The sequence below is a fragment of the Agrobacterium sp. 22-3639C2 genome, assembly GCF_053522105.1.
This window is the reverse complement of record NZ_JBNWDB010000002.1, coordinates 293,705-311,450: the sequence shown is the minus strand read 5'-3', so window position 1 is coordinate 311,450 and position 17,746 is coordinate 293,705. Positions and strand designations below refer to the sequence as shown.

Here is a 17,746-nt window from a genome sequence, read left to right as displayed (position 1 = left end):
AAATAGAACTAATATTTGAACGCTCCTACTCTGTTCCCAGGGTTGCTTTGGGAGGCGACCGCGGGAGCCGGCGCAAGTGTGTGCCGGGATCCGGGAGGAACGCAGAAACGTCATGTCTTCGGTGCCGCGAGGGTTAACCCTTCGTAGCCTCGGTATCGCATGGCCTTCGCCGGGCTGACTGGGCACTCTCGCCAGCAATTTCCCCAGCGAAGGATGTCAAAACATGAATCTCTATTCTCTTCTGTCGCAGCGCGCAGCCGGTGGCAAGCCCGTCAGGGTGGGTCTCATCGGTGCCGGCAAGTTCGGTTCCATGGTTCTGGCGCAGGCGCAGCGCATCGCCGGTTTCCACATGGTCGCCGTCGCTGATCTCAATGTCGGCAAGGCGCGGGAATCGTTTGACCGCGTCGGCTGGCCGAAGGAGCGTTATGACGCGACGAGCTGCGCCGATGCGCTGAAGAGCGGCAAGACCTATGTGACTGACGATGTGAACGAACTGTTCGCCTGCGGCGAGATTGAATGCGTGATCGAGGCGACCGGCCATCCGCTGGCTGGCGCGCGCCATGCGCTCGGAGCCATCGACCACAACAAACATGTCGTCATGGTCAATGTGGAGGCCGATGTGATGGTCGGGCCGATCCTGGCCGAAAAAGCGAGGGCCAAGGGTCTTATCTACTCCATGGCTTACGGTGACCAACCGGCCCTGATCTGCGAATTGGTCGATTGGGCACGCGCCACCGGCTTCGAGGTCGTTTCCGCCGGCAAGGGGATGAATTTCGAGCCGCGTTACCGGTATTCGACGCCTGATACGGTCTGGAGCTACTTCGGCTGGACTGACGAGGAAGTGGCCAAGGGCGACTTCAATCCGAAAATGTACAATTCATTTACCGACGGCACCAAGGCGGCCATCGAAATGGCGGCGGTCGCAAACGGCACGGGGCTGGATTGCCCGGATGACGGTCTGGCCTTCCCGCCCGCCGGCCTGCACGATCTCGCCCGCGTCTTTCGCCCCGCTGCCGATGGCGGCCGCATGTCGCGCTCCGGTCTCGTGGATATTGCCGCAAGCCAGGAGCCGGATGGTCGCGAGGTGTTTAATAACATCCGTTACGGCGTTTTCGTCACCTTCAAGGCGCATAACGAATATGCCCGCGCCTGCTTCAAGCAATATGGACTGCTGACCGATCCTTCGGGCTGGTACGCCTCCATGTGGCGTCCGTTCCATATCATCGGTCTGGAAACCTCGATCAGTGTGCTGTCCGCGGTGCTGCGCAACGAGGCCACCGGTTGCTCGAAGGAGTTCCGCGGCGATGCGGTTGCGACGGCCAAGAAGGACATGCAGCCCGGCGAAATGCTTGACGGCGAGGGCGGTTACGCGGTCTGGGCCAATGCCATCCCTGCCACCCGCAGCCTCGACATCAAGGCGCTGCCGATCGGCCTTGCCCATAATGTCAAGCTGAAGCGCGCCATCAGGAAGGACCAGATCGTCAGCTTCGACGATGTGGAACTGGTGAGCGACCTGGAGGTGGTGAAGCTTCGCCAGGACATGGAAAACCAGTTCCGTCCGCAAAAAGACGCTGCGGCGTGATGGACGGAGAACGGGACATGCCGAATGGAGCTTTCGTGGTAATCGCGGAATTCCGGGTCAAGCCTGACGCGATGGATGCCTTTCTTAACGCAGCGCAAGATGATGCCAAGCATTCGGTTCAGGATGAACCGGGTTGCCGGCAATTCGATGTGGTGCGGCCGGAATCCGGAAACAACGTGGTGTTCTATGAGGTCTATGACAGCCGCGAAGCTTTCGACGACCATCTGAAAACACCCCATCTCGACCGGTTTCGCGAGGCGTTTCCCGCCCTCATCGAAGAAGAGTTGCCGGTGCGTTTCCTCAACCGGCAATGGCTTTGAAGGGTGGAAAAAATGCAGGACATCCGCGAAATCGCTGTCATCGGAACGGGCATCATGGGTGCACCCATGGCGGCGCGTCTGGCGGAGGCCGGTTTTTCCGTCAAGGCCTGGAACCGCAGTGCTGAAAAAGCTGCGGTTCTGGCGGTAAAGGGCGTGCAGCCGACGGCCACGGCTGCCGAAGCTGTAGCCGAAGCCGATGTCGTGCTCTGTATGCTGAGTTCCGGGCCGGTCTGCGACGAGGTTCTGCTCGGCGCCTCGGGTGTCGTTTCCACCATGAAGCCTGGTGCATTTCTGCTGGTGATGAGTTCCATTCCCGTCGACAGCGCACGGGAACAGGCGGAGGCGGCAAAGGCTCATGGCGTCGCTTATGTCGACGCACCGGTTTCCGGGGGCGAAAAAGGGGCGACTGAGGGAACGCTCGCCATCATGGCCGGCGGTGAGCAGCGGGATGTGGACGCATTGCGGCCACTCCTCAATTGCCTCGGCCGCGTCACCCATGTCGGTCCGGTGGGTTGCGGTTCATTGGCCAAGCTGGCCAACCAGCTGATCGTCGCCTCGACGATCTGCGCCGTAGCGGAAGCTTTGACGCTGGTTGAAGCGGGGGGAGCCGACCCGGCGCAGGTGCGCCAGGCTTTGCTTGGCGGTTTTGCCGAGTCCACCGTCTTCCGCCAGCACGGCAAACGCATGGTGGAAAGCGATTTCCGCCCCGGCGGGCCGGCGAAATATCAGCTGAAGGATACGTCCACGGCGCTTGCTTTCGCCAAGAGCCGTGGCCTGAAATTACCGGTCGGCGAGGAGGTTGACCGGCTGTTCCGCTCCATGGTCGAGCATGGTGCGGGCGAACTTGATCACAGCGGTGTGATCCTTGAAGTCAAACGCATGAATGCGTTCGGAGGAACGCTCGAAACTGTTTAGAGACAACAAAGGGAGGAACACATGAAAATTTCAAAACTTTACGGGCTGGCTCTCGCCGCCACCATGCTGGTTGCATCGATCGCGCAGGCGGAAACGCTCACGCTTTCGACGCCGGACTCCGATACGTCGGAAATCACGCTCGCGGCCAACAAGTTCGCCGAGATTGTTTCGAAAAAGACTGACGGCAAACTCAAGATCAAGGTGTTTCCGAACGGCACGCTTTATGGCGGCGATCCTTCGGCGGGCGTCAAGCAGCTGGCCGGCGGTTCGCTCGACATGCTCTTGAACTCGACATCGCTTTACGCAACGTTCAATCCGAAATTCACGGCCATCGCCATTCCCTATCAGTTCCGCGATATCGACCAGCTGCGCGTCTATCTCGACAGCGATCTTGGCAAGGAGCTTTCCGGCGATCTGAGCAAGATCGGCATTCTCGGGCTCGATCTCTGGTCGCGGCCACTGCGCCAGATCACCAACTCCAAGGCGCCGATCAAATCGCCTGCCGATCTCAAGGGCATGAAGCTGCGTGTGCCGAACAATCCGCTCTGGGTCGAATTCTTCGGCGCCATGGGTGCTGCCCCGACGCCGATGGCCTTTGCGGAAGTCTATAACGCGCTCCAGCTGAAAGTCGTCGACGGGCAGGAAAATCCGGTCAACGTGCCTGTCAGCGCCAAGCTTTATGAAGTGCAGAAATACCTGACGATCAGCAACCACATCGCTGACGCCTGGGTGCTGGGCATGAACCCGGCCCGTTTCGAAGGCCTCGACGAAGGCTTCAAAACGGCGTTGAGGGACGCGGCCACGGAAACCGAGGCGTGGAAAGCCGAGAACGATGCTGCCGATATCGACAAGTCGCTCGCAACGTTGAAGAAGAACGGCATGGAGGTCAACACGCTGACCGATGACGAGCGCAAGGCTTTCGTGGCTGTCGCGACTGGTCTTTCGGCAAAATTCTCCGCCCTCGTTAAAGATCAGGCGTTTTTCGACAAGACGCAGGCTTTCCTCAAGACGAACTGACGCCGCCAGTGAAAGGAGGGCCGGCGTTGCATCGATTGGCAACCCGGCCGCTCCCATCGTCAGCAAGGGTTGCCTTGCCGTAGCGGCAGGGTGGCATTCGTTTTACCGGATATCCGGTTTCAGCAGTGGAAGGGTATTGTCATGCGCGATACGAAACCGTCGGTGCTCGGCACCATCGTCAAGGTCATCGCTGATGTCGCCGCCGGGGCGGCCTGTTTCGGTATTCTTGTCGTCGTTCTTCTCCAGGTCATTGGCCGCCTCATCGGCAGCCCGCTCCCCTGGACCGAGGAGGCGACGCGCTTTCTCTTCATCTGGATGGTGTTCCTTGGCCTTGCCGCCGGTTTCCGCACTGTTGAAAGCGCGCGGGTCGTGGTGTTTCTGGTGCTGTTCCACCGCCTGTTCAGGCGGTTGGCGGTGCCGATCTATGTCAGTTCTTCGGTGTTCTTCTTCGGCATGATGGGCTGGACGGGCTTCACCCTGGTGCGCCAGCAGATCATGATGAACGAGACCGCCGCGACCTTGCCCATCCCCATGTGGACCATCGGCATGGTTCTGCCTGTCTCGGCCGTCATCGCCGTGCTGGCCATCATCGAATCGCTGCGCAGCAGGCGGGACCTGATCGCGCTACCCGAGATCGGTATCCCCGCGGACGAGATCGCCCACGCCGATATCTCTATTTCAGCAGGACATTGAGCCATGTCGGTCTTTCTTCTCATCGCTTTTTTCGGTCTCAGCATGCTGGGTGTGCCGCTCGCCATCGCTTTGGCGCTCGCCAGTGTCGGCACGCTGTGGCTCTTCACCTCCATGCCCATGGACCTTCTGTCGCAGACGATGTTCTCGTCGATGAACTCTTTCCTTCTCGTCGCCGTGCCACTCTTTATTCTGGTCGGTACGGTGATGGAGCGCGGGCGTGTGGCGGAGCGCATCTTCGATTTCGCCGAGGCGATGGTCGGCTGGCTTCCCGGTGGGCTTGGTCACGTCAACGTCATTTCGTCGGTCATCTTTTCCGGCGTCTCCGGCTCTTCAGTCGCCGATATCGCCTCTGTGGGCGCAATCGAAATCAAGGCCATGGAGCGACACGGATTTCCAAAGGGTTATGCCGTCGGCATGACGCTCTGCACCTCCACGCTCTCTTCCATCATCCCGCCGTCGATCCTGATCGTGATTGCCGGTTCCATCGCCAATGTGTCGATCGGCACGCTGCTCATTGCGGGTCTGGTGCCTGGCCTCTTCATCGCCTTCGCTTTTCTTGTCTTTAACCACTTCTATTCGGTGCATTACGGCTACAATCCACCGACGCCCTTCAATTTCCGTCTGGTTATCGTCACCGGCCTTCGCGCCATCCTGCCGATGCTCACGCCGCTGATCCTCATCATCGGTATCGCCAGCGGCCTGTTCACGCCGACGGAAGCCGCGGCCATCGCGGTTGTTTATGTGGCCGTATTGGGTGTGCTGGTCTATCGCACGCTGCCGGTTCGCGAATTGCCGGAAATACTGATATCCACGGCGCGCATTTCCGGCACCATCCTGTTCATCGCCGCCACCTCGCAGCTTGCCGCCTGGGTCTTCACCTTCGACGGCCTGCCGGAACAGGTGGCCGAGCTTTTGAAGGCGATGAACCTTGGGCCGATGTCGGGCATGCTGGTGATCTTCGTGTTTCTGCTGATCATCGGCATCTTCATGGAGGCTATCCCTGCCATGTTCATCCTCATTCCGGTGCTGATGCCGCCGGTGGAGGCGCTGGGCATCGATCCGATCCACTTCCTGATCGTGACTGTCATGACGCTGACACTTGGCCTTGTGACGCCGCCGGTCGGGGTCTGCCTGTTCGCGGCAGCACAGGTGGCGAACATGAAGATCGAAGACGTCATTCGTGGTTCGCTGGCGCCGATGACGGTGCTGACGCTCGCCATATTCGCACTCGTGCTTTTCCCGGTGCTGACGCTCGGGCCGATACGGTTGATGGGTCTTTATTGAGACTGAAACAGGAAGCCTGAAACATCAGACAACGCGACGGGCACGCCACTCGTCGCGTTGTTTTCGCATCCACTCCAGAAACAGCGTCACTTTTCTCTGACGCAGGTGGGAATGCGGGCAAACGATCCATTGCGTGACGAGCTTGATGCGGGGCGCATCGGCCACGGCCGGGATCAGCATTCCGCGTTGCAGTTCCCGCTCCATCATCAACGTGCTTTCCAGCGCCACGCCGATGCCGAGAACGGCGGCGTCGATGGCCATGTGGCTGCGATCGAACAGAACGCGACGCCAGCGCTTTTCAGCCGTCACGCCGGAAAGCGGGAACCAGTGGTTCCATTGCGCCTGCGCCTTGACCGAGTGGATAAGCCGCTGGTTCTGCAAATCTTCGGGCAGGAATGTACCGGCACCGGGCATATCCGGTGAACAGACCGGCAGGAACTCCTCTTCCACGAGCCCTTCCACAAACAGGCCCGGCCAGCGGCCATCGCCATGGCGCAACTCTATGTCGACAAGCTCCTGCGAAAAATCGGTCGGCTCGTTGGTGCCGTCGAGGCGCACTTCCAGTTCGGGATGCTCCTCCAGAAAGGAGCCGAGACGCGGCAGCAGCCATTTGTTGGAAATGGTCGGGGTTGCCCTGATTGTCAGCGTGGTCACCGAGCGGAAGCCGCGAATACTGTCGGTGGCATCGGTGATCTGCTCGATCTGTGCAGTGATCATCGAGAAGTACCGCTCGCCCGCCTCCGTCAGCGTCACCTTGCGGCCGGTCCGCGCCATCAGCGTCGTGCCAAGCTGGCCTTCAAGTAACTGGATCTGCTGGGAAACGGCTGAAGGCGTAACGCTCAGCTCTTCCGCCGCCCGCGAAATGCTGCCCGCCCTTGCCGCAGCATGAAAGACGAGGATCGATTTTATCGGTATCTGCATGTGGCTGGTCTTCGCTCAACGAATTACGGCAGTCACCGTGATTATCACAGGTGACTGCCGTGACGAAACGCTTGAGAGCGTAGGGTCTTTACCGGTGGCTCGGCAACTTTGGCAAAAGCACCGTCAACAGGCCGAGCAGCGGCAGGTAGGAGCAGATGCGATAGACGAACTCGATGCCTTCCTTATCCGCATAGATCCCGAGAACCGCGGCCCCGATGCCACCGAAGCCAAAGGCGAAACCGAAGAACATGCCGGCGATGAGACCAACGCGCCCGGGTACCAGTTCCTGCGCGAACACGACGATTGCCGAGAAGGCGGAGGAGAAGACGAAGCCGATGACGACGACGAGAACGGTCGTCCAGAACAGGTTCGCATAGGGCAGCATCAGCGCGAAGGGAATGACGCCGAGGATCGAAAACCAGATGACGACGCGCGAGCCGAAGCGGTCGCCGATCGGGCCACCGAAGAAAACGCCCGCCGCAGAAGCGCCAAGGAAGAGGAACAGCAGAACCTGCGCATCCTGCACGCCCAGCCCGAACTTCTCGATGGTGTAGAACGTGAAATAGCTGGAAAGGCTGGCGAGATAGGCGTTCTTGGTGGCGGTCAAAACCACCAGCACGGCAAGCGTCATCATCACGGTGCCGCGTGCCAGCGGAAGTGCGCGGCTGGCCGGAGCCTTGCCGACATTCGCGCGGCGGTGGCGGGTATACCAGACGCCGACCCAGGACAAGACGGCAAAGCCCATCAGCGCGATCAGTGAGAACCAGCTGAGGCTGGCTTGACCGAACGGGATGACGATGAAGGCGGCCAGCAGCGGGCCGATGGCCGTGCCTGTATTGCCACCAACCTGGAAGAAGGACTGTGCCAGACCGTGGCGACCACCGGATGCCAGACGGGCAACGCGGGACGCCTCCGGATGGAAGATCGCTGAGCCGACACCGATCAGGCAGGCGCCGATTACGAGCACCTCGAAGCTGTGAGCGAATGCGAGCGTGATGAGGCCGGCACAGGTCGAGAGCATGGCGACTGGCAGGGAGAAAGGCATGGGCCAGCGATCGGTCACCATGCCGACGACAGGCTGCAACAGCGATGCCGTGACCTGAAAGGCGAAGGTGAGCAGCCCGATCTGCATGAAGTCGAGCGCATAATTGGCCTTCAGCAGCGGATAAAGCGACGTCAGTAGCGATTGCATGATGTCGTTGAGCATGTGGCAGAAGCTGGCTGCTGCAATAATTGAAAACGCCGTGCGTTGCGGGCTGAACCCGGTGCTGGTGACGGTGGCCATGATGTATCCTCTCCAGATTCCCCGCGAGAGACGGGAAACGTGTCTTTATTTCTTCCCGCTTTTATTCATATTGTTTCTGGCCTGCTTTCGTGTTCTGGACGAGTTTCTTTGTGAATGGGCCAAATGGCAAAAATCAAATCGCTAAAACCCGCCCGTCTGGCGGATGACGACCATGAGCGCAGCCTGAAATTGATCGATGGCACCAACGAGCCGGTGTTGGCGCTTCACCGTGCCTATCCGACAGGACACCGTACCCCGGTCCACAGCCATGGTCGGGTGCAGATATGGTGCGCACGCCAGGGCGTCGTGCTGGTCAGCACCGCCGCCGGGCGCTGGATGATACCGCCCGGTCACGGGCTTATCATTCCAGCCGGGCTGAAACATGAGGCTGAGATCATCTCAACGGTGGAGATGCATTCGATCTACGTTCACCCCGATCTGTTTCAAGCCGGGGCCCCAAGGGTGGTGGAAATTACCGCCCTTGCCTCCAGCCTGATTTCGGAATTGCTGGGCGAGGAGTTGCAACCTGCCGCTTTTCACCGGCAGGGACTGGTGCGGGCGCTTCTGCTTGATGAGGTAAACCGTCTGCCGGAACGCCCGCTGGGATTACCCTTTCCCGATAATCAGCGTCTTGCCGGTCTTTGCCGCGAGTTCCTGAAAAAGCCTGTGGCCAGAGTGGAAATCGATGACTGGGCCGCCGCCATGGGCATGAGCCGGCGCTCCTTTACGCGGTTATTTCGTAAAGAGTTGGGGGTGAGTTTTGTCACCTGGCGTCAGCAGGCCTGCATTTTTGCGTCTTTGCCGAGGCTTGCCGCGGGCGAGGCGGTGACCAATGTGGCGCTGGATGCCGGTTATGAAAATATTCCGGCTTTTACCACCATGTTTCGGCGAATGCTCGGCAATTCGCCCCGCGCCTATCGCAAGGCGGCAGGCCAGCGCAGTGCCGGCTACTCCGATTTTGAAGAGGCGGAAAATTAAGCCGCCGTCGCGCGCATATCGCGGCGGAAATCGGAAGGCGACATGCCGGCGATCTGACGAAACGCCTTGTTGAAGGCGCTGACGGAGCCGAAGCCGCTTTCCATGGCAATCTGCAAAATATTGTCCTTGCCGTTCATCAGCATCGCCTGGGCGCGGGAAAGCCTGAGCAAGGTCAGATATTTGATCAGCGTCATCCCGGTGGATTTGCGAAACAGGTTCATCGCATATTTCGGATGAAGCGAGGCGGCGCGGGCAATTTCGGTCGCGTCGATGTCGTCTAGAAAATTGGCGGCAATGAAATCACACATGCGCACCACGCCGATTGAGGGCGCCATGCTCTCGTCGTTCTCTTCCCGTTTGCCGCTGACGGCGGAGGATATGACGGTATAGGGCTCGAGGAACATGCGCTCCACCCGCAGCAGCAATTCCTCCACCGCGTGCTGCGCCTTGGCCGGATCACCCGAAGTGACGTAACGGAACCAGCGGCCGAAATTTTCCTCGTCGGCCCGGTCCGTGTGCGCACTCACCATCGTTGCGCCGCCCATCAGCAGGCTGGAAACCGCAGCCGGCAGCCGCATGCGGAAAAAATGGACGAGCGGCAGATGCGCGCCCGCATAAATCGAATCATCGGAGGAACGGTCCATCTGGTGCGGCTGGCCGCCCCAGAAAATGCACATCTGGCCGGCATCGAGCGAAAGGTCGTGGTCGCCCATCCGGTAATGTACGGATCCCGACATCACATAGTTCACCTCCACCTGCGCATGCCAGTGCGGCCTGAGCATGATGGGCGGGTGGTTGTAAAAAAGCTGGAGCGTGGTCGGCATGCCTTCGATGCTGCTTGCACCCGGCTGGTAGAAGGCTCTTTCCGCAATCTTACTTTCCGCCAAATCGATGTTCCCTTTGTACGAGACAGATTTCCTGCCGCCGGTAATGTGCCCATGTTCGCTAAAGAACGGCAATTGAAAAAAGGGAGGTTTTCAATGTGCTTTAAATTTCTTGGCGCGTCGACGGCTCTGGTGCTCCTTGCAGCGCCGGTAATGGCGCAATCCGAGACCTTAACCATCTGGAGCTGGAATGTCGCCGCATCGGCGCTTAAATCCACTGTCGAAGGGTTCAACAAGCAAAATCCTGACATCAAGATTGTTGTTGAAGACCTTGGAAACGATCAAGTTTTCGACAAGACGCTGGCGGCTTGCGCAGCGGGTGGCGACGGCCTCCCGGATATTGTAACGGTCGAAAATTTCGAGGCGGAACTGTTCTGGAGCCGGTTCCCGGATTGTTTCACGGATTTGACTGCACTTGGCTATACGCCTGAAAAACAGGCGCTTTTTCCTGACTTTAAGCGCACGGAACTGGAGGTCGATGGCGTAGCTTATGCGGTGCCTTGGGATTCGGGTCCGGTGGCCGTTTTTTACCGGCGCGATTTCTACGAAAAGGCTGCTGTCGATCCGGCCACCATCAAAAGCTGGGATGATTTCATCGCGGCTGGCAAGAAGGTCATGGCCGCCAATCCCGGCACCGTGATGGCGCAGGCCGACTTCAACGGCGACAGCGAGTGGTTCCGCATGATCGCCAACGAGCAGGGATGCGGTTACTTTTCGACCGACGGCCAGAACATCACCATCAACAAACCTGCCTGTGTCGCGACGCTTGAAAAGATCAAGCAGATGAAGGATGCCGGCATCATCACGGCTGCGATCTGGGATGAGAAGATTCAGGCCAATACTGCCGGCAAGGCCGCGAGCCAGATGTATGGCGCCTGGTATGAAGGCACGGTTCGCTCCGGCTCTCCCGGTCTTTCGGGCAAGTGGGGTGTCTATATGATGCCGAGCCTTACGCCTGACGGTCCGCATGCAGCCAATCTCGGTGGCTCTTCGCTGGCGATAAGTTCGGCGTCCAAGCACAAGGAAGCCGCCTGGAAGTACATCGACTACGCGCTGACCACCAATGAGGGGCAGGTGACGATGCTGAAGTCCTTCGGCCTCGTTCCCTCGCTTCTCTCCGCCATCGATGATCCTTTCGTCAAGGAAAAGCAGCCCTATTGGGGTGGGCAGGCGGTCTGGACCGATATTCTGGCGACCCTGCCGAAAATCGTGCCCAGCCGTGGCACCGCGTTCCAGTCGGATGCAGATGCGATCTACAAGGCGACGCAGACCAAATATTTCGCGGGTGGTTATCCCGATGCGAAAGCAGCTCTCGACGATGCCGCAAAGCAGATCGAAACGGCCACGGGGCTGCCGGTCGCGGAATGAAGCTCTCGGATGGCCGGCCTTGCGGTTTAGCAGGACCGGCCTCTCCAAGCTTTCCAACCATCGCATCTGGAGGTCGTCATGCCGTCAAGGAACAGGATCGCTTATGCGTTCCTTGCGCCCTATCTTCTGATTTTCGCGACGTTCTGGGTCTGGCCGATCGTCAGCTCGTTCATGCTGTCGTTTCAGAACACCCGCATCAATCCCTGGCGGTTTGCGCCCTCCATGAACTGGGGGAGGCTGGTCTCCGATCCGGCGTTTTATAATGCGCTCTACAATACGCTGATCATTCTGGTCATTCAGGTGCCTGTCATGATCGCGCTTGCGACCGTCATGGCGGTACTTCTGAACTCGCCACTGTTGAAGGTACGCCCGCTTTACCGTTTTGCCTTCTTCGCACCCGTCGTCGTCGGAGAAGTCGCTTATGCGGCAGTTTTCCGGCTGATGTTCAGTGCCGATTTCGGCATCATCAACAAGCTCATCACTTCCGTTGGCCTTTCGCCCATCTCGTGGTTCGACAATGCCAATGCGGCCATGGCGCTGGTCATCATCGCCGTCACATGGCGCTGGGCGGGGTATAACGCCATCATCATTCTGGCCGGCCTGCAATCCATCCCCAGCGATGTCTATGAGGCGGCGACACTGGACAAGGTGAACAAGCGGCAGCAGTTCTTCCACATCACACTGCCGCTGTTGAAACCCATCATCCTTTTCTGCGTGGTCCTGTCCGTCATCGGCACCATGCAGCTTTTTGCCGAGCCTTTCCTCATCACCAACAGGGGTGGGCCGGGCGGCGGTACGGAAACGCTGGGGTTGTTCCTTTACCGGCAGGGCTTCACTTCGCTCAATTTCGGCTACGCCTCGGCCATCGCGTACACCATGGCGGCGCTCGCCATCGCCATTTCGCTTCTTAATCTCTGGGTCGGGAGGGAGCCGAAATGAGATCGAAATCCAGATCGCTTCTCTGGCAGAAGATCGCGCTGCATGCGACGCTGACGCCGCTTGCCCTCATCTGGCTATTTCCGCTGTGGATGATGTTCGTGTTCTCGACAATGCCTGATTTTGGCATTTTCAGCCCCGACATCGTGCTCGTCCCGTCCACCAATTTCATCGAGAACTTCAAAAACCTTCAGGCGGATACCAACTTCCTGCGGGCGATGTTCATATCGATCACCGTTGCGGTCATCTATACGGCTCTCTCGGTGTTTCTGACCTCCATGGCGGGCTGGGCGCTGGCGCGCTATCGTTTTGCCGGACGCTCGGTGGTGATCGCCATCATTCTCGGCACCATCACCTTGCCTTTTGCAGTTGTCGTCATTCCCCAATTCATCATGGTGGCGCGCGAATTCAAGCTCGCCAACACCTGGGTGGCACTCATCGTGCCGCCACTGTTCAACTCGCTCGGCGTGCTGTTCATGCGGCAATCCTTTTCCATGATGCCAACGGAGCTTTTCGATGCGGCAAGGGTCGAGGGCGTCAAGGAATGGCAGATATTCCTGCGCATTGCCCTGCCATTGGCGCGCCCCACCATGGCGGCGCTGTCGATCATCCTCTTCCTCGCTTCGTGGAATAATTATCTCTGGCCGCTGCTGATCAACTCCCGTCCGGAAATGATGACCGCACCCGTGGCACTTGGCACCCTCATCGGGCTCACCAAAGTGTCATGGGGTGGCATCATGGCCGGTGCAGTTCTGCTCACCGCACCCATTCTCATCGTTTTCGTGGCTTTGCAGCGCCACTTCATCGCCGGCATTTCCGCCGGGGCAGTCAAGTAAGGGGAGAGACCGCATGGCGGAACTTTCGCTCAAGAATGTCGTAAAGCGCTACGGTGCGCTGAAAGTCATCCATGGTGCAAATCTCGATATTGCCGATGGCGAGTTCGTGGTCTTCGTCGGCCCGTCCGGCTGTGGCAAATCAACGCTTCTGCGTATGATCGCGGGGCTGGAGGATATATCGGACGGCGATATCAGTATCGGCGGCAGAACGGTCAACGATGCCGATCCGGCCGATCGAGGCATCGCCATGGTGTTTCAATCCTATGCGCTTTATCCGCACATGACGGTTGCCGAAAACCTGTCCTTTGGCCTCAGGATGAACGGTAATCCCAGGGCCGACACGGAAAAGCGTGTCAGCCGCGCCGCCGAAATCCTGCAGATCAACGAGTTGATGGAACGCCGGCCAAAGCAGCTTTCCGGCGGGCAGCGGCAGCGTGTCGCCATCGGTCGCGCCATCGTGCGCGAACCGCAGGTCTTTCTGTTCGACGAGCCCTTGTCGAACCTCGATGCGGAACTTCGGGTGCAGATGCGGGTGGAAATCTCGCGGCTGCACAAGCAGCTTGGTACCACGATGATCTATGTCACCCACGACCAGACCGAGGCGATGACGCTGGCCGACAAGATCGTGGTTTTGAGGGCGGGCAATATCGAACAGGTTGGTGCCCCGCTCGATCTTTATGACGACCCCGCCAACCGTTTCGTTGCCGGTTTCGTCGGTTCGCCGAAGATGAATTTTCTGGAGGCGACCGTCATCGGTACAGGCGGACAAAGCGTTACGCTGTCGCTCGACAGCGATCCTGCCGTGCGGCTGACCCTGCCGATCAAGGACCGGCTCGATGAGGGAAGCAAGGTCTCGCTCGGTATCCGGCCCGAACATTTTGCTGATGTCGGGCAGGGCGATGCCGATCTCACCGTCCACGTCGATGTCGCCGAGCACCTCGGCAATACCAGCTATGTCTATGCCCGTACGGAAGGCGGTGAGCAACTCGTCATCGAGCGGTCGGAATCGCGAGACGTCGCCAATCGTGACCGGCTGACGGTCGGTCTTTCCGCCCGCAAGGCATTTCTTTTCGACAGTCAGGGCAATCGCCTGCGCTGAACCCTTTCCCAAGCACGCAAGTCAAGACGAGGATTTCATGACGACCGACCAACCGATCCGCTGGGGCATTATCGGCCCGGGCACCATCGCCAAGACCTTTGCGGACGGCATTGCCCATTCCCGCACGGGTAAGCTCGAGGCTATCGCCACCCGCAATCCGGACAAGCCCGGCCTTGCTGACGCCTTTCCCGGCGCGCGCATCATCCATGGTTACGATACGCTGCTTTCCGATCCCCATATTGACGCCGTCTATATCGCCACGCCCCATACCGGCCATGCGGAATGGGCGATCAAGGCGATCCGTGCGGGCAAAAACGTGCTGGTGGAAAAGCCCATCGCGCTTTCCGCCTATGACGCCGACGCCATTTTCCACGAAGCGAAAAAAGCTGATGTCTTTGCGGGCGAGGCCTATATGTACCGCCTGCATCCGCAGACGGCAAAACTGGTGGAGTTGATCAGGAACCGCGCCGTTGGCGATATCCGCATCATCCGCTCCAGTTTCGGTTTCAACATGGGGTCTTTCCGTGCCGATCATCGTCTGTTTTCCAATGAGACGGCAGGCGGCGGCATTCTCGATGTCGGCGGTTATCCCGTATCCATGGTGCGGCTGATTGCCGGTGCAGTCGATGGAAAACCCTTTGCTGAACCCGAAAAGATTGTAGGTGCGGCCCATCTCGGCCAGTCGGGCGTCGATGAATGGGCTTCGGCCGTTCTGAAATTTTCGAACGGTATCGTTGCCGAAGTCTCCTGCTCGATCATGGCAGGCCAGGACAATGTGCTGCGCATCATCGGTTCGGAAGGCCGTATCGAAGTCAAGGATTTCTGGTTCGCCGCCGGCCACAAGGGTGGCACCGGCCGGATCGATATTTTCAGGGGCGACAATGTCGAAACCATCGAATTGCCGGAAGACCGTTGGCTCTATTCCTTCGAAGTCGATGCGGCAGGTGAGGCGATAAGGCAGGGCAAGCAGGAATTCGGCGCGCCCGGCATGGGCTGGGCCGACAGTCTCGGCAATCTACGTGTCATGGACCAGTGGCGTGCCGCCGTTGGCCTGGAATACAGCGTCGAAAAAGCAACCTCTCGCATCACGAATATTGCCGGTGGCAAGGTCGTGGCAGGCAATGCGGTTCCGAAGCGGCACATACCCGGCCTCACCAAACCCGCTTCGGTGGTTGCGCTCGGTTTCGAGTTCTTCCCCAATTTCGCCTCCGCGTCCCTGACGCTCGATGCCTTTTATGAGGCGGGCGGCAATCTGTTCGATACGGCTTATGTCTATGGCGGCGGCAAGACGGAAGCCATATTCGGTGACTGGCACACCAGCCGCAACGTGCCGCGCGAAGAAATCGTGCTGATCGGCAAAGGCGCGCATTCGCCCCTCTGCTATCCGGACATGATCGCCAAGCAGCTCAACCAGTCGCTGGAGCGTCTGAAGACGGATTATGTCGATGTCTATTTCATGCATCGTGACAATCCCGACGTGCCGGTCGGCGAATTTGTCGATGCGATGGATGCCGAAGTCCGGCGTGGTCGCATTCGGGGCATTTTCGGGGGATCGAACTGGACGCGCGAGCGTATGGACGAGGCCACCGCCTATGCGCAAGAGAACGGCAAACAGGCTCCGGGCGCACTTTCCAACAATTTCTCGCTTGCCGAGATGCTCGATCCCATCTGGGCGGGGTGTGTGGCGGCATCGGATGATGAGTGGAAGGCATGGCTCCAATCCCGCCAGATCCCGAATTTCGCCTGGTCGAGCCAGGGGCGTGGCTTCTTCACCGACCGGGCGGGGCGGGACAAGCGAGATGACGAGGAAATCGTCCGCGTCTGGTATTCCGACCGCAACTTCGACCGCCGCGACCGGGCGATCGAGCTTGCCCGGAAACTCGGCCGCCATCCGATCCACATCGCGCTCGCTTATGTCATCGCCCAGCCTTTCCCGGTCATTCCGCTGATCGGGCCGCGCACCATTGCCGAACTGGAGGACAGCCTTTCTTCGCTGGATATCAAGCTGACGGCCGAGCAGGTTAAGTGGCTGGAGGCGTGACGCGACACGAGGCGGCGGGTTTTCCGCGGTCTCCGGATGGATGATAAAGTCGGCTACCTCTCCTGCGTCATGCCGGGCTTGACCCGGCATCCAGCCACGGTGTGTCAGCGCCGTGGCCGGAGCCTTTTGCAATGAAGGAATTGACCGTGCTGGACCCCCGACCTCGTCAGGGTGACGGAATGCGGATGCTGTGGTGGTGCTAAAGCACTGTTTTATAGGAGGACTATCCCCAACCTCCTACCTTATCTTGTTTTCCTGCTTCTTTCTCTCAGCAGCCGCTGATAAATCGGGATCTTGATATTATTGCGCCCGCCTGAAAACACGGCGGGTGAAACAATCTACCGAGGTTCTTATGGGCGATATCGATCGAGGCCGTGCGCAGCAGTTGATGGGTGAGGCGGGCATGGATGCGCTGGTGCTTTTCCAGCCCGAAGCCTTCCGTTATGCGGTTGGAGCAAATGCCGGTGTTGCGACGATGTGGGGCAGGGCGGGGTCGGCGATTGCGCTTGTCCCAGCCGATGCTGCGTCCGGGCTTGCCGCCGTCGTCAGCGATCACGCCGCACCTCTTGTCGAGAAGGCCGCGCCTGATGTCGATCTGCGCTGGCATCGCATCTGGATCGATATGGTCGATATGTCGGGTGTCGAAAACGTCTCGCAGGTAGACGGTGCCTATCGCCGAAACAATTCCGGCGGACAGAGGCCGGAGACATTCGATCGCGCCGCCTGCTTTGTTTTGCTGGCCGACCTTCTGCAGGAACGCGGGCTGTCTGCGGCGCGTATCGGTGCCGATCTCGAATTCATGCCGGCCGCCGATTTTTCGGCTCTTCGTGAGGTGACGCCCGCTGTGACCTGGGTTGATGGCTCGACGGTGCTGAAACGTCTGCGTGCGGTGAAATCCGTGCGCGAGATTGAACTTCTCAGGCGGGCCGCAGCGGCCGCTGAGGCCGGGCTGGTCGAGATGGCGGCGGCCGTGCGGCCGGGCTTGGCGCTCAGCCAGCTTTCCAACGCGTGGAAAGCCGGCGCTCAGTCGCATGCCCTGAAGTCGGGTTTTTCGCTTAGCGGCCATTGGGACTATATATCGGTCGGTCCGGCCCTGTCGGATATGACGGCGGTCGTCGCGCCCGGTGCCCTGATCAAGGCCGATGTTGGCACGCTGGTCGATGGTTATTCGTCGGATGGCGCGCGGACGTTTTCATGGGGTGCGGTCTCTCCGCTCGCGGCCAATATTTTCAAAGCGCTGGAGGCAGCTTTTGCCAGCGGGCTGGAAGCGATTCGTCCCGGCAATACATTCGGTGCGGTGCACGCCGCCATGCTGGCTTCGATGCGCAAAGACGGATTCAGCGAATATTATCGCGGTCATTTCGGCCATTCCGTCGGCGGCGGCGTGGGCATCGAGGAATGGCCGTTTTTTTCCCATGACAATGAGGAGGTCATTCTTCCGGGCATGGTCGTGGCACTTGAAGCGCCGTTTTACGGCGAAGGTCTAGGCGCGCTGATGATCGAGGACCAGTTTCTCGTTACCACAGCAGGGGCAGAGTGCATGAACAGCCTGCCACGCACCCTGCGGGATTTGTCCCGGGCCTGAGG

The 17,746-nt window shown here is 59.4% G+C and carries 16 protein-coding genes; 13 read left to right on the top strand and 3 right to left on the bottom strand.

Translation table 11 applies throughout. The features are described 5' to 3' along the window. Positions 1-223: 223 nt before the first annotated feature. From ACQZ6D_RS09185 to ACQZ6D_RS09160, 6 genes are all read left to right on the top strand, one after another. The gene (locus ACQZ6D_RS09185; RefSeq protein WP_448730275.1) at positions 224-1,582 is read left to right on the top strand and encodes an NAD(P)H-dependent oxidoreductase; all 1,359 of its coding nucleotides are present in this window, start codon (positions 224-226) and stop codon (positions 1,580-1,582) included. Positions 1,583-1,599: 17 nt separating this feature from the next. Then, positions 1,600-1,902, top strand: a complete 303-nt coding sequence (locus ACQZ6D_RS09180; protein WP_038495772.1) for a putative quinol monooxygenase — start codon at positions 1,600-1,602, stop codon at positions 1,900-1,902. 12 nt (positions 1,903-1,914) lie between these two features. Continuing rightward, a complete protein-coding gene (locus ACQZ6D_RS09175) occupies positions 1,915-2,817 on the top strand; it encodes an NAD(P)-dependent oxidoreductase (RefSeq protein WP_111800388.1) in 903 nt (300 codons plus the stop codon). A 21-nt stretch (positions 2,818-2,838) separates the two neighbouring features. Beyond that, positions 2,839-3,834: a DctP family TRAP transporter solute-binding subunit gene (locus ACQZ6D_RS09170; RefSeq protein ID WP_013761431.1), complete on the top strand. Its 996-nt coding sequence runs from the start codon at positions 2,839-2,841 to the stop codon at positions 3,832-3,834. 141 nt (positions 3,835-3,975) lie between these two features. After that, positions 3,976-4,527, top strand: a complete 552-nt coding sequence (locus ACQZ6D_RS09165; RefSeq protein WP_112154404.1) for a TRAP transporter small permease — start codon at positions 3,976-3,978, stop codon at positions 4,525-4,527. A gap of 3 nt (positions 4,528-4,530) precedes the next feature. Then, the gene (locus ACQZ6D_RS09160) at positions 4,531-5,811 is read left to right on the top strand and encodes a TRAP transporter large permease (protein WP_003517952.1); all 1,281 of its coding nucleotides are present in this window, start codon (positions 4,531-4,533) and stop codon (positions 5,809-5,811) included. Between the two features lie 24 nt (positions 5,812-5,835). On the opposite strand, the gene ACQZ6D_RS09155 is transcribed toward ACQZ6D_RS09160, so the two are convergent. Beyond that, positions 5,836-6,732, bottom strand: coding sequence for a LysR substrate-binding domain-containing protein (locus ACQZ6D_RS09155; RefSeq protein WP_003517949.1), 897 nt, complete (start codon positions 6,730-6,732; stop codon positions 5,836-5,838). Positions 6,733-6,820: 88 nt separating this feature from the next. Beyond that, a complete protein-coding gene (locus ACQZ6D_RS09150; RefSeq protein WP_003517947.1) occupies positions 6,821-8,017 on the bottom strand; it encodes an MFS transporter in 1,197 nt (398 codons plus the stop codon). A 123-nt stretch (positions 8,018-8,140) separates the two neighbouring features. Between ACQZ6D_RS09150 and ACQZ6D_RS09145 the strand changes: the two genes are divergently transcribed. Beyond that, complete coding sequence (locus ACQZ6D_RS09145; protein ID WP_013761429.1) at positions 8,141-8,995, top strand: AraC family transcriptional regulator; 855 nt, start codon at positions 8,141-8,143, stop codon at positions 8,993-8,995. Here the strand turns inward: ACQZ6D_RS09145 and ACQZ6D_RS09140 are convergent. Then, positions 8,992-9,882, bottom strand: coding sequence for a helix-turn-helix domain-containing protein (locus ACQZ6D_RS09140; protein WP_080801135.1), 891 nt, complete (start codon positions 9,880-9,882; stop codon positions 8,992-8,994). The two genes, ACQZ6D_RS09145 and ACQZ6D_RS09140, sit on opposite strands and share 4 nt — an antisense overlap. 93 nt (positions 9,883-9,975) lie before the next feature. On the opposite strand from ACQZ6D_RS09140, the gene ACQZ6D_RS09135 reads away from it, so the two are divergent. The 6 genes from ACQZ6D_RS09135 to ACQZ6D_RS09110 all read left to right on the top strand — a co-directional run bounded on the left by ACQZ6D_RS09135 (position 9,976) and on the right by ACQZ6D_RS09110 (position 17,744). Then, on the top strand, positions 9,976-11,247 hold the full coding sequence (locus ACQZ6D_RS09135; protein ID WP_035199351.1) for an ABC transporter substrate-binding protein: 1,272 nt from the start codon (positions 9,976-9,978) through the stop codon (positions 11,245-11,247). 78 nt (positions 11,248-11,325) lie between these two features. Further along, a complete protein-coding gene (locus tag ACQZ6D_RS09130) occupies positions 11,326-12,186 on the top strand; it encodes a carbohydrate ABC transporter permease (protein ID WP_065688896.1) in 861 nt (286 codons plus the stop codon). Beyond that, on the top strand, positions 12,183-13,019 hold the full coding sequence (locus tag ACQZ6D_RS09125) for a carbohydrate ABC transporter permease (RefSeq protein ID WP_111803012.1): 837 nt from the start codon (positions 12,183-12,185) through the stop codon (positions 13,017-13,019). Before ACQZ6D_RS09130 ends, ACQZ6D_RS09125 begins: the two co-directional genes overlap by 4 nt. 13 nt (positions 13,020-13,032) lie before the next feature. Then, positions 13,033-14,118, top strand: coding sequence for an ABC transporter ATP-binding protein (locus ACQZ6D_RS09120; protein ID WP_112154405.1), 1,086 nt, complete (start codon positions 13,033-13,035; stop codon positions 14,116-14,118). 37 nt (positions 14,119-14,155) lie between these two features. Beyond that, positions 14,156-16,159, top strand: coding sequence for an aldo/keto reductase (locus tag ACQZ6D_RS09115; RefSeq protein WP_112154406.1), 2,004 nt, complete (start codon positions 14,156-14,158; stop codon positions 16,157-16,159). Between the two features lie 352 nt (positions 16,160-16,511). Next, positions 16,512-17,744 (top strand): M24 family metallopeptidase, encoded by a 1,233-nt coding sequence (locus tag ACQZ6D_RS09110; protein ID WP_112154407.1) that lies wholly within the window; start codon positions 16,512-16,514, stop codon positions 17,742-17,744. Positions 17,745-17,746: the final 2 nt, after the last annotated feature.

Coding starts and splice junctions, on each gene's coding strand:
- ACQZ6D_RS09185 (WP_448730275.1), top strand. CDS start 224: ATGAATCTCTATTCTCTTCTGTCGCAGCGCGCAGCCGGTGGCAAGCCC.
- ACQZ6D_RS09180 (WP_038495772.1), top strand. CDS start 1,600: ATGCCGAATGGAGCTTTCGTGGTAATCGCGGAATTCCGGGTCAAGCCT.
- ACQZ6D_RS09175 (WP_111800388.1), top strand. CDS start 1,915: ATGCAGGACATCCGCGAAATCGCTGTCATCGGAACGGGCATCATGGGT.
- ACQZ6D_RS09170 (WP_013761431.1), top strand. CDS start 2,839: ATGAAAATTTCAAAACTTTACGGGCTGGCTCTCGCCGCCACCATGCTG.
- ACQZ6D_RS09165 (WP_112154404.1), top strand. CDS start 3,976: ATGCGCGATACGAAACCGTCGGTGCTCGGCACCATCGTCAAGGTCATC.
- ACQZ6D_RS09160 (WP_003517952.1), top strand. CDS start 4,531: ATGTCGGTCTTTCTTCTCATCGCTTTTTTCGGTCTCAGCATGCTGGGT.
- ACQZ6D_RS09155 (WP_003517949.1), bottom strand. CDS start 6,732: ATGCAGATACCGATAAAATCGATCCTCGTCTTTCATGCTGCGGCAAGG.
- ACQZ6D_RS09150 (WP_003517947.1), bottom strand. CDS start 8,017: ATGGCCACCGTCACCAGCACCGGGTTCAGCCCGCAACGCACGGCGTTT.
- ACQZ6D_RS09145 (WP_013761429.1), top strand. CDS start 8,141: ATGGCAAAAATCAAATCGCTAAAACCCGCCCGTCTGGCGGATGACGAC.
- ACQZ6D_RS09135 (WP_035199351.1), top strand. CDS start 9,976: ATGTGCTTTAAATTTCTTGGCGCGTCGACGGCTCTGGTGCTCCTTGCA.
- ACQZ6D_RS09130 (WP_065688896.1), top strand. CDS start 11,326: ATGCCGTCAAGGAACAGGATCGCTTATGCGTTCCTTGCGCCCTATCTT.
- ACQZ6D_RS09125 (WP_111803012.1), top strand. CDS start 12,183: ATGAGATCGAAATCCAGATCGCTTCTCTGGCAGAAGATCGCGCTGCAT.
- ACQZ6D_RS09120 (WP_112154405.1), top strand. CDS start 13,033: ATGGCGGAACTTTCGCTCAAGAATGTCGTAAAGCGCTACGGTGCGCTG.
- ACQZ6D_RS09115 (WP_112154406.1), top strand. CDS start 14,156: ATGACGACCGACCAACCGATCCGCTGGGGCATTATCGGCCCGGGCACC.
- ACQZ6D_RS09110 (WP_112154407.1), top strand. CDS start 16,512: ATGGGCGATATCGATCGAGGCCGTGCGCAGCAGTTGATGGGTGAGGCG.